The 10,816-nt window shown below is 69.1% G+C and carries 9 protein-coding genes; 5 read left to right on the top strand and 4 right to left on the bottom strand.

Going from position 1 to position 10,816, the window contains the following annotated elements; all coding sequences use genetic code 11:
- The first annotated feature begins 85 nt into the window (after positions 1–85).
- The 4 genes from FJV41_RS27070 to FJV41_RS52495 all read left to right on the top strand — a co-directional run bounded on the left by FJV41_RS27070 (position 86) and on the right by FJV41_RS52495 (position 4,632).
- Positions 86–1,765, top strand: coding sequence for a DUF1592 domain-containing protein (locus FJV41_RS27070; protein ID WP_246137438.1), 1,680 nt, complete (start codon positions 86–88; stop codon positions 1,763–1,765).
- Positions 1,762–3,108 carry a DUF1552 domain-containing protein gene (locus FJV41_RS27065; protein ID WP_141645454.1) on the top strand — a complete coding sequence of 449 codons (1,347 nt, stop codon included), beginning with the start codon at positions 1,762–1,764 and terminating at the stop codon, positions 3,106–3,108. The genes FJV41_RS27070 and FJV41_RS27065 overlap by 4 nt, the downstream gene beginning before the upstream one ends.
- A 71-nt stretch (positions 3,109–3,179) precedes the next feature.
- Positions 3,180–3,833 carry a CAP domain-containing protein gene (locus tag FJV41_RS27060; protein ID WP_141645453.1) on the top strand — a complete coding sequence of 218 codons (654 nt, stop codon included), beginning with the start codon at positions 3,180–3,182 and terminating at the stop codon, positions 3,831–3,833.
- Between the two features lie 70 nt (positions 3,834–3,903).
- On the top strand, positions 3,904–4,632 hold the full coding sequence (locus FJV41_RS52495) for a CAP domain-containing protein (protein ID WP_181790965.1): 729 nt from the start codon (positions 3,904–3,906) through the stop codon (positions 4,630–4,632).
- A 146-nt stretch (positions 4,633–4,778) separates the two neighbouring features.
- On the opposite strand, the gene FJV41_RS27050 is transcribed toward FJV41_RS52495, so the two are convergent.
- From FJV41_RS27050 to FJV41_RS27035, 4 genes are all read right to left on the bottom strand, one after another.
- Positions 4,779–6,077, bottom strand: coding sequence for an alpha/beta hydrolase (locus FJV41_RS27050; RefSeq protein ID WP_141645452.1), 1,299 nt, complete (start codon positions 6,075–6,077; stop codon positions 4,779–4,781).
- A gap of 116 nt (positions 6,078–6,193) precedes the next feature.
- On the bottom strand, positions 6,194–7,024 hold the full coding sequence (locus FJV41_RS27045; protein WP_141645451.1) for a dienelactone hydrolase family protein: 831 nt from the start codon (positions 7,022–7,024) through the stop codon (positions 6,194–6,196).
- Between the two features lie 113 nt (positions 7,025–7,137).
- The gene (locus tag FJV41_RS27040; RefSeq protein ID WP_141645450.1) at positions 7,138–7,923 is read right to left on the bottom strand and encodes an FKBP-type peptidyl-prolyl cis-trans isomerase; all 786 of its coding nucleotides are present in this window, start codon (positions 7,921–7,923) and stop codon (positions 7,138–7,140) included.
- A 190-nt stretch (positions 7,924–8,113) separates the two neighbouring features.
- The gene (locus FJV41_RS27035) at positions 8,114–9,064 is read right to left on the bottom strand and encodes a heme-dependent oxidative N-demethylase family protein (protein WP_141645449.1); all 951 of its coding nucleotides are present in this window, start codon (positions 9,062–9,064) and stop codon (positions 8,114–8,116) included.
- 208 nt (positions 9,065–9,272) lie between these two features.
- Here FJV41_RS27035 and FJV41_RS27030 point away from each other — a divergent pair, with 208 nt between their 5' ends.
- On the top strand, positions 9,273–10,805 hold the full coding sequence (locus FJV41_RS27030; RefSeq protein WP_141645448.1) for a parallel beta-helix domain-containing protein: 1,533 nt from the start codon (positions 9,273–9,275) through the stop codon (positions 10,803–10,805).
- Positions 10,806–10,816 lie beyond the last annotated feature (11 nt).

The following is a 10,816-nucleotide window of genomic DNA, read 5'->3' as shown; positions in this document are numbered from 1 at the left end:
CTGCCCAGCGCGACGCCTTGGTGAGCGTCTTGCTTTGCCCCGACCGGATTCCGCCAGGCGCGGCGCTGCGAAAGGGGTTGAGGACGTGACTTCCAGGCCTCACGAACGAAGGCTCGGGCACTGGCTCGCGGGCGCGGGCTGCATGCTGCTGCTCGCCGGCTGCAAGGGCGACTCACTGCCCAAGGCTCGCGTCCTCCCCGACCAGGACAATCCCCACACCCAGAATGACGAGTGCGAGAACGTCTCCGGTGACCCCGGCCGCGTCACCCTGCACCGCCTCAACCGCGCCGAGTACGACGCCACCGTGCGCGACCTGCTGGGCGACACCACCCGCCCCGCCCGCGACTTCCCGACCGACGACCACGGCTACGGCTTCGACAACAACGCGGATGTCCTCAGCCTGTCTCCCCTCCTCCTGGAGAAGTACGCCACGGCGGCGGAGAAGCTCGTGGAGACCGCCTGGGCCCAGGGACAGCTGCGCACCTGCGCTCTGGACGCCATCAATCCCGAGCCCTGTGCCCGCGACATCGTCTCGCGCTTCGCTCGCCGCGCCTGGCGCCGCCCCGTGACCTCCGAGGAGGTGGACCGGCTGCTGCGCGCCCTCACGCTCGCGAAGCAACAGGGAGACACCCCCGAGGCAGGCGTGAAGCTCGCCCTGCGCACGGTGCTCGTGTCGCCCCACTTCCTCTTTCGCGTGGAGAAGGACCCGGAGCCGACCTCCGCCACGCCGCGCCGGCTCGACGACTTCGAGCTGGCCAGCCGCCTCTCCTACTTCCTCTGGAGCAGCATGCCGGATGAGCCGCTCCTCCAGGCCGCCGAGCAAGGCAAGCTGCGCACGCCCGCGGAGCTGGAAGCCCAGATGCACCGCATGCTCGCGGACCCGAAGGCCCAGGCCCTGGTGAGCAACTTCGCCGGACAGTGGCTGTTCACCCGCGCGCTCGACTCGGCGGAGCCAGACCCCGCGCTCTACGGCGCCTTCAACGAGAAGCTGCGCGAGGCCATGCGCCAGGAGACCGAGCTGGTCTTCCAGGAGTTCATCACCGGCGACCACAAGCTGAGGGACCTCATCGACGCGCCCTTCACCTTCGTGAACGACGCGCTCGCCACCCACTACGGCCTGCCCCCACCCGGCAGCGGCACACCGCGACGCGTGGACCTCTCCGGTCATCCGGAACGCCAGGGCATCTTCGGCCACGGCTCACTGCTCACCGTCACCTCCAATTCGGACCGCACCTCGCCCGTGCAGCGCGGCGTCTGGGTGCTGGAGCAACTGCTGTGCTCCGCGCCGCCACCGCCGCCGCCGAACGTGGAGGGCCTGCCTCCTCCGGTGAACCCTCACATGACGATGAAGGAGCGCATGGCACTGCACCGCAGCCTGCCCCAATGCCAGGGCTGTCACCGGATGATGGACCCGCTGGGACTCTCGCTGGAGAACTATGACCCCATCGGCCGCTGGCGGCTGAACGAGGTCAGCGGCGCGCCCGTGGACGCCACCGGAGACCTGCCCGACGGCACCGTGCTCAACGGCAGCGTGGACATGCGGCGCTTCATCAAGGAGGACCCGAAGCTGCCCTCCTGCTTCACCGAGCACCTGCTCACCTACGCGCTCGGCCGAGGCATGGCGGAGGCCGACCACTGCGCGGTGAGGGAAATCGCCGCGACGGCGGAGGCCAGCGGCGGACGCCTCAGTGACTACATCCTCGCCATCGTCCTCAGCGACCACTTCACCTCCCGACGGGGAGACCCGGAGGCCCAGTCACCATGAGCAAGAAGCTGTCACTGTCCCGTCGGACCCTGCTGCGCGGCGCGGGCGCGCTGATGGCACTCCCCCTCCTGGAGCGGATGGTGCCCGGCACCGCGCGAGCCGCGGAGGCCCTGCCCACCGCCCGCCGACTGGCGGTCTTCTACGTGCCCAATGGCATCCACATGCAGAAGTGGACACCGACAGGCACCGGAGCCACCTGGGAGCTGACGCCGTCGCTCCAGCCGCTGGCGCCCGTGAAGAGCGACGTGCTCGTCATCAGCGGGCTCGCCAACGACTCCGGCAGGCCGGACGGAGACGGGCACCACGCCGCGGGCACCGCCGCGCTCCTGTCCTGCACCAAGGCCTTCAAGACGGAGGGCACCGACTTCCACGCGGGCATCTCCATGGACCAGGTCATCGCCAACCACCTGGCCCAACAGAAGGCCACGCGTTATCCCTCGCTGGAGCTGGGCAACGACGCGGGCCGAGGCATCGGCAACTGCGACTCCGGCTATGCATGCCCCTACGCCAACAACATCTCCTGGGCAGGGCCCCGCACGCCCATGGCCAAGGAGGCTCGCCCCAAGGCTGTCTTCGACCGACTCTTCGCGGGCGTCGACCCCGGGACGACACAGGCCCAGATAGAGAAGCGACGCGCGTACGGCCTAAGCATCATCGACTTCGTTCGCGAGGACGCCACCACGCTCCAGAAGCAGCTCGGCGCCACGGACCGGCGCAAGCTCGATGAGTACTTCACCAGCGTGCGCGATTTGGAGAAGCAGATGGAGGCCCTGGGCCAGCAAGGCCCCACGTGTGGAAGCCAGGTCTCTCCCAGCGAAGACGAAGACCCGCGCACCAAGACGAAGGCGATGATGGACCTCATCGTCCTCGCCTTCCAATGCGACCTCACCCGCGTCGCGACCTTCATGCTGGCCAACGCGCGCAGCAACAAGGTGTATGGCTTTCTGGGACTCAGCGGCGGACACCACGCCTACTCGCATCACCAGTACGTCCAGTCCAACTACGACGCCCTGGCGCGCATCGACCGGTGGGAGGTGGAGCAGTACGCCTACCTCGTGCGGCGCCTGAAGGAGTCCCAGGATGGGCCAGGCGCGTCGCTGCTCGACAGCTCGCTGGTGTACTTCACCAGCGAGGTCGAGGACGGCAACGCGCACATCCACCGGAACCTGCCCGTGCTCCTCGCGGGCAAAGGGGGTGGAGCCGTCGGGACGGACCGGCATCTGCGCGCACCGGGCATGCCCATCGCGAACCTCTACATCTCCATGATGCGGGCCATGGGCGTCCCCAACGTCACGACTTTCGGAGCGGATGGCACGGGCGAGCTGGCGGGGTTCGGGGGGTAGACGCCGACCTCGCGAACGCGGGGATTCAACGTCACATGCACGCGTGGGAGTCCTGACGCATCATTCTCGTCATGCGTCCGTCTCCCCTCGCGCTTCGCTGGCCTCTCCTCGTCCTGCTCGTCCTTCCGCTCAGCTGCGTCCCGGCCACCTCCAAGTCGGGGCAGCGCAAGTCCTCGACGGCCCCGCGCGCCGCGACCACCGCGTCCCGGGGGCAGCAGACGTCCGCGCGCGGCACGCCCCAGGAGTCGCGCCCCACGCCGTCCCCCGCGAAGGACTTCGCGCGGGACATGGTGGAGGCGCACAACGAGGCCCGCGCCCAGGCCCGGCCGACACCGAAGCCTTCGCTTCCGCCGCTCGTCTGGTCCGAGGACGCCGCGCGACAGGCCGCCTCGTGGGCGAAGGCGTGCAAGTTCGACCACAACCCCGACCGGGGTGACTTCGGGGAGAACCTGGCCGCCGCCACTCCGGATGCGTGGGGGACACGACAGGTGGTGAAGAGCTGGGCGGATGAAGTCGCGGACTACGACCACGCGCGCAACACCTGCAAGAAGGGCAAGGTGTGCGGCCACTACACGCAGGTGGTGTGGCGCAAGACGGGCGCGGTCGGCTGCGCCACGGTGCTGTGCAAGAAGAACTCGCCCTTCGGCAGCCAGTTCCCCACGTGGCAGCTCTGGGTGTGCAACTACACGCCACCCGGAAACTTCGTCGGACAGCGGCCCTACTGAGTCGGGCTGCCACGGGTACGCGGTCCGCACACCCTTTCGGACGTGGCGAGGGCGGCGGATAATCCGCGCCATGAACCGCTCCCTCGTCCGACCTCTGCTGACCTGCGGTCTCCTCGTGGCCTGGCTCGCCGGTGCCGGCTGCGGCTCGGATGAGCCGGACGATGACGGCCCGGACACCGAAGACTCCGGCACGCCGGACTCGGGCTCTGGGACGCCGGACTCCGGTTCGGGCACGCCTGACTCGGGTTCCGGTACGCCGGACTCCGGTTCGGGCACACCCGACTCGGGCTCTGGTACGCCGGACTCTGGTTCGGGCACACCCGACTCGGGCTCTGGCACGCTGTCGCCGTTCGCCCAGGACATGCTCGCGGGACACAACGCCACCCGTGCCGCCGCACAGCCCACGCCGAGCCCCGCGCTGGACCCACTCACCTGGGACACGGCGGCGGAGAACGTCGCGAAGGCGTATGCGGCGAAGTGCAAGTTCGAGCACAACCCCGACCGTGGCAGCTACGGCGAGAACCTCACCGCCGCCACGCCGAACTCCATGTCCACCCGGAACGTGGTGGAGGGCTGGAGCAGCGAGGTCAAGGATTACAACTACGCGAACAACACGTGCACGAGCGGCAAGATGTGCGGCCACTACACGCAGGTGGTGTGGCGCAACACGAAACGCGTGGGCTGCGCCACGCAGGTGTGCACGACGAACTCGCCGTGGGGCAGCCAGTTCCCCACGTGGCAGCTCTGGGTCTGCAACTACGCGCCCCCGGGCAACTACTCGGGCCAGCGACCGTACTGAGTCTGGCCCGAGCGCCGCGCGGGCTCGGCACCTCGTCGCGGCAGCGAACCTCGAGGGACAGCGGCACTGTTGAGTCAGGTCCGAACTCCGCGCGGGCTCGGCACCTCATCGAGACGACGAGCGTCGAGCGGAGAAGTCCGGCGCCCTCAGCGCTCCAGCGCTCGCAGCCACGCGGAGAGGGTGTCGAGCGCATCGCTCGTCACCACCTCCACTCCCGGCTGGTCCTCTCGCGCCGGCTCCGCGAGCCAGTGGTCCGCGCGGGCAATCACCTTCACCAGCGCCCTGCCCGGCGCCCCTGGCCGCAGCTTCAGCCCGCGATTCAGCGCCCGCGCCGTGAGCGAAGCGGGCGTCGTCTCATCGCGCTCGCCCAGGAGCGCGAGCACCGGCCCGCGCACCCGCCGCAGGTCCTCCGCAGCGTCGTAGGACAACACGTTGCGCCACATCTTGCGCTGCACGTCCAGGAAGCGCGCCACCGGCAGGCCCTTGAAGGGCGGCATCGCCGTCACCGCGTACCAACGCTTGCGCTTGGCCCGCTGGAGCTGGAAGTCGAGCGTCTTCAACGCACGCGCCGCGCCCTCGTCCGTGTACAGGCGCGCGTCGTACAGCACGTCGAGGAACTCCGTCAGGTCCACCAGCTCCGGCCCCGTGAGGCCCCGCCGCCGACCCTCGTTGCGCATGCGGTGCTGCTCCTGCTTCCACACCGCGCCGCCCCCTCCGGACACCAACACCAGGAACCCCACGTCCTCCGGCGACTGCGCCGCCGCGCTCACCGCCGTCCACGCGCCCTGGCCAAAACCCATCAACCCCACCGCGCCACCCGGCGCCACCCGCTGCCGCAACAGCCGCGCCGCCACCAACCCATCCACCGCCCGCTCCCGCACCCCGGACTCCCACGGCTGACTGTCCCCCGTGGAGCGCCCCGTGCCCCGCGCATCGAACGTGAGCACCGCGAGCCCCTGCTCGACGAGGAACGTCGGATAGGGCTCCAGCGACTCGCGCGTGCCCTGCCCCGCCTCGTGCAACAGCACCACCGCGTGCCGGGGCGGCCCTCCCGCCGGCAACCACAGCGTCGCGGACAAGGTGACGTCGCCGCTGCGCAACGAGAGCTCCTCGGTACGCACCGGCACGGGCTCCAGCACGAGCGCCCCGGCGGCCACTCCGCTCAACGTCAACGTCGGCGCGCGCCACACGGCCAGCGCCGCGGGCCGGCTGCCCTCCAGCGACCACAACCCCTCGCCCCGAGGCTCCAGCCGCCAACGCCGCCGCGAGGCGAAGTCCATCAAGAAGGCCGACGACGCGTCCCGGCCCACCCGCACCAGGCCCCCATCGGGTCGCCGCCACGCTCCCGCGAACGGCGGCGGCGCGTCAGCCACCACGGGCGACGCCGCCAGCGCCATGCTCCCGGAGAGCAGCAGCCCCAGGCCCACCACGACACTCACACCCATCCTCGACAACCGCACCTCCCGAAGCCGTGCTCCTGTTCAAGCCGACCTGGAGCCCGGGAGCAACCTCGCGTCACGCTCCCGCGAACACATGTGGACCGCTGGACATCCGCGCCCTGTCAGCGCCGCAGGTGGTGCTCGAAGAACATCGACGTCTCCGCCCAGGCCATCGCCGCCGCGCGCTCGTCGTAGCGCTGGCCGGACGGGTTGGCGAACGCATGCTCCCCTTCCAGCTCGACGATGCGGTGGCGCACTCCCGCCGCGTTCAGCGCCTCCCGGAACTCCTGCACCGTCTCGGGCGGAATCGACGCGTCCTTCGTCCCGAAGATGCCCAGAAGCGGCGCCCGGATGGTCGCCAGCTCTCGAGGGTCCGTCACCGGATTGCCGTAGTAGATGACCGCCGCGTCCAGCTCCGGAATCGCCATGGCCGCGTGCAGCGACCAGCTCCCACCGAAGCACCAGCCCAGGCTCCCCGTGCGAGTCGCGCGCACCCGCGAGTCCTCCCGCAGGAACGCGTGCGCCGCCTTCAGCACCTGCATCCCACGCGCCGGGTCCACCGCCTTGAGCAACGCGAGCGCCTCATCCGACGTGGTGGCCACCTTGCCGCCATACAGGTCCACCGCCAGCGCCGCGTAGCCGTTGGCCGCCAGCCGGTCCGCCCAGTGTCGGATGTGAGGATTCAGGCCCCACCACTCGTGGATGAGCAGCACGGCGGGCAGCGGCGCCTTCGCGTCGGGCGGCAGGCTCAGGTACGCCTTCGTCCCGGCCACCTCCACCTCCTGGCCCAGGAGCTCCGGCGGCGCGTCACCGCGCAGGGTGTGCATCGCCTTGAACTCGGCCTCGGAGACCGCGCCCGTGGACGACGGCTCGCGCAGCACCTCGTGGGGCTTGCCCCGCGTGCAACCTCCCACCAGCAACAACGCGCCCAGCAGCAGCAGGTGACGGTGCATCGAGTTCCTCCCTCGGCGTGTGGCGCTCCGAGCGCCCCAAACGAAGAGGGCTGGCAAGGGATTCCCCTGGCCAGCCCTCCTAATCTCCCGCTCCGCGTGGAGCAGGGAGGTGACTACTTCTTCTGCGCGGCCGACGGAGGCGTCGCGGGAGCACCCGGCGCACCCGGCGCGCCAGCAGCAGGCGCCTCGGGGGGCTTGACGATCTCCAGCAGCTCCACCTCGAACACCAGGGCCGAACCACCCGGGATGTTCGGGGGCGCGCCGCGGTCGCCGTAGGCGATGTCGGACGGGCACACCAGCTTGGCCTTGCCGCCGACCTTCATCTTCTGCACGCCCTCCGTCCAGCACTTGATGACGCCCTGGAGCGGGAACTGCGTGGGCTCGCCCCGCTTGTAGGAGCTGTCGAACTCCGTGCCGTTGGGCAGCGTGCCCTTGTAGTGGACCTTCACGATGTCCGTGGCCTTCGGGGAATCACCCGTGCCCGCGGTCAGCTCCTTGTAGACGAGACCCGACTCGGTCTTCGTCGCGCCGGACTCCTTCGACGCCTCGTCCAGGAACTTCTTGGAGTTCTCCTTCTCCTTCTCCGCCTTCTGGGTGCTGCGCGCACGCGCCAGCTCCTGCAGCTTCGGCCCGTACGTCTCCAGCTCCACCGCGGGCTTCTCGCCCTTGACCTGCGCGGTGAGGCCCGCCTTGACGTACTCCAACTCCTCCGGAGTCATCTCGAACACGCTGATGCTCTTGCCGATGGACAGGCCGAGCGCGTACAGCGTCTTCTGGTCCTCGCTCTGCGGGGTGGCCGCCGCGCCCGGCGTCGTCGCCGTGGCACTGCCATCCTTCGCACCCTGAGGCTGGCACGCCGCCACGCTCAGCATCATCGCAACCAGACACATCTTCCGCATGTGTTTGCCCTTCCTTGGCTTGCAGCGGCAGCGAACCCGCTGCCAGTCACAGTTCCGGAGGGGCGACTTACTACAGAAACGCGCGTTCATCTGCTCGCCGGCACCACCTGGACGCTCAACAGCGCCAGACTTTGGCCTTCATTCCATCTGGGTGGGATATTTCTCCACCCGACGTCTTCGTCGCCCGGACTCAGGGTGACTCGGACGGACCTGCATCCGAGGGGGGCGCCTCCAGGTACGCCAGCAGGGGCTCGCGCAGGGGGCCCAGGCGTTTGTAGCCGCTCATGTCATCAGGGACGGTGCGCAGCACCTGGGCCAGGCGGCGGCGGCGCTCGGGCGTGGGCACCTCGCCGGCGACGGGTGCCAGGTACGTGTGGATGGTGAAGAGGACGGCGCCGGACTCCGGGAGGCGACTGAGCGTCTGGCGCTCCAGGCGCAGGAAGCAGCGCTCACCGGCGTTCTGGGGGGTGAGGCCGTCGAAGAGGTGCATCCACTCCGCCCGCGCCCGCGGCTCCATGCACAGCCTGTCCGTGACGGTGAGGGCCCAGTTGCAGCGCGTGACGGTGCGCCCGGGCTTGAGGCCCTCCATCAACCGCAGCGTGGCGGCGCCCACCTGCTCGGCGAAGCGCGGCACCGGTGCGTGGACCTCCAACAACGGCCGGCCCAGCTTCTGGTCCAGGCACCACCCGGAAGGAAAACAGAGCTGGCCGGCGACCAGCGGAAAACCCTCACGCGCGCCGTCGAGCACCAGCAGATCCTCCTGCACCTGCCGGCCCACCCAGTCCAGCGGCGCCAGGGGCAGGCTTTCCGCGTCTCCCGGCACGAAGCGGGAATCCGTGCCGAGCAGCGCGTTGCGCCAGTGCCAGCGTCCACCCTCGCCTTCGAGCCGCGTGAAGTGAGCGGGCGACTCGTCCGCCATGCGCGTCAGTAAAAGCCTCAAAACCTCCCATTGAAGCGGCTCCGTTCCTGGCAATGCCTGGAATCGCGCGCGGAAATCCTCGCGCAGCAGCGACGCCTTCAACGCCAGCTCAGCCGCATAATGCGGTGCGTCTATCTCGATGAGTGTTTCACCTGCCCGCAGGGCGCGTACTCCAAGTGCCGTCGCATAGGTGTCCTGCTCGAAGGGGAAGTAGGGCAGCACGAGGGACGCATCTCCTGACCCGCGAAAATACAGGCTCCATTCCATTGCACATCGCACCGCGTCACGAAACCCAGGCGTGGAGGAATTCCTCACCGAACGCTTGAGGTCGGGCGGCGCGGAGACGAGTATTCGCGCATCCCTCGCCGCGCTTCTCAGCATCGCACTCATGTGAGTCGAAGAGGCGCGCCTTTCCGCAGGAGGAAACCTGATGAACCGTCTGCCGCTTTCGCGCGTGTCACGTGCCGTGCTCGTCGCCACGCTGGGTCTGCTCGCCATTCCCGCATGCTCGGATGATGACGATGACCGGACGTTCGCGAGCGCCAACCCGGACCCGGGCCCCGGTGTGCCGGACTCGGGCACGCCGGATTCGGGGACCCCGGACTCCGGGACTCCTGACTCAGGTACCGTGTGGCCCGCCGAGTTCTCATGTACCGACGCGCAGCGGACGACGGTGACCTTCAATCCGGGTCAGGAGCAGGCGCTGCAGAACGAGGTCAATGAGCTCAAGCCCTGCACCACGATTCAGCTGGGCGCGGGCACGTTCCGCTTCGACAACGCGGTGACCATCCGCCAGGACGGCATCACCATCGTCGGCGCGGGCCGGGGCGCGCAGGGTGAGGGCACCGGTGGCACCGCCAGCACCGTGCTGGACTTCTCCAACGCCGCCTCCAACACCAACGGCATGGACGTGATTGGCAAGCTGTTCACGGTGCGCGACCTGGCGCTGTGGAACGCGAAGAAGGACGCGCTGCGCGTGGAGAACTCCGCCAACGTGTTCATCCAGCGCATCCGCACCGAGTGGGCGCAGGAGAACAACCCGGACAACGGCAAGTACGGCATCTACCCGGTGAAGTCGCGCTACGTGCTCGTCGAGGACAGCGAGGCGTACAACGCCGCCGACGCCGGCATCTACGTGGGCCAGACGCGCTACACCATCGTCCGCCGCAACATCGCGAAGAAGAACGTGGCGGGCATCGAAATCGAGAACACGAAGTACGCCTATGTGGAGGGCAACACGGCCATCGACAACACCACGGGTCTGGTGGTGTTCGACCTGCCGGGCAACCCCATCAAGGGCACCGACATCCTCATCACCAAGAACATCATCACCGGCAACAACCGCCCCAACTTCGCGTCGGTGACGACCAGCAGCAGCACGGTGTCGCAGGTGCCGGCGGGCACGGGCACGTTCATCCTGGCGTCGCGCCGGGTGGAGTTCGTGGGCAACACGTGGGGTGACAACGAGACGGTGGACATCGCGGTGCTCAGCGGCCTGTCCATCGAGCCCAACCCCGTCCTGTGGGCGGCGGCCTTCTACAACTTCGCCAGCGCGGACGTGAGCATCCACGACAACACCTTCACGGGTGGCAGCGGCGGCAACATCGACCATGGCGCGCCGAGCATGACGCTCCGCCCGCTGGGCTTCCTGATGTCCAACCTCTACGCCTACGGCAAGGCCGTGCACGGCGTGGAGCGGGTGGAGCACGTGCTGTGGGACGGCATCGACCCGTATCCGCGCAACGAGACCATCGCCAACGGCGTCAACATCTGCTTCGTCAACAACACGCTGCCGGCGTCCTCGAAGGAGTCCGTGGTGGACCTGGACCTGATGGCCGTGACGGCGAAGCTCACCGCGACGACGCCCGACCCGACGGGTGCCTGGGCGGAGACGCGCCGCTACAACCAGGGCGTGGCGCCGTTCAACTGCTCGGGCTTCAGCCCCGCGCTGGCGCTTCCCTGAGCAGCGGTTCA

It is taken from the genome of Myxococcus llanfairpwllgwyngyllgogerychwyrndrobwllllantysiliogogogochensis (assembly GCF_006636215.1).
Lineage (GTDB): Bacteria > Myxococcota > Myxococcia > Myxococcales > Myxococcaceae > Myxococcus > Myxococcus llanfairpwllgwyngyllgogerychwyrndrobwllllantysiliogogogochensis.
This window is presented reverse-complemented; position numbering and strand designations above follow the sequence as displayed.

Excerpts from the sequence above, each read along its gene's own strand:
- FJV41_RS27065 (WP_141645454.1), top strand. The coding sequence starts at position 1,762 with ATGAGCAAGAAGCTGTCACTGTCCCGTCGGACCCTGCTGCGCGGCGCG.
- FJV41_RS27060 (WP_141645453.1), top strand. The coding sequence starts at position 3,180 with ATGCGTCCGTCTCCCCTCGCGCTTCGCTGGCCTCTCCTCGTCCTGCTC.
- FJV41_RS52495 (WP_181790965.1), top strand. The coding sequence starts at position 3,904 with ATGAACCGCTCCCTCGTCCGACCTCTGCTGACCTGCGGTCTCCTCGTG.
- FJV41_RS27050 (WP_141645452.1), bottom strand. The coding sequence starts at position 6,077 with ATGGGTGTGAGTGTCGTGGTGGGCCTGGGGCTGCTGCTCTCCGGGAGC.
- FJV41_RS27045 (WP_141645451.1), bottom strand. The coding sequence starts at position 7,024 with ATGCACCGTCACCTGCTGCTGCTGGGCGCGTTGTTGCTGGTGGGAGGT.
- FJV41_RS27040 (WP_141645450.1), bottom strand. The coding sequence starts at position 7,923 with ATGCGGAAGATGTGTCTGGTTGCGATGATGCTGAGCGTGGCGGCGTGC.
- FJV41_RS27030 (WP_141645448.1), top strand. The coding sequence starts at position 9,273 with ATGAACCGTCTGCCGCTTTCGCGCGTGTCACGTGCCGTGCTCGTCGCC.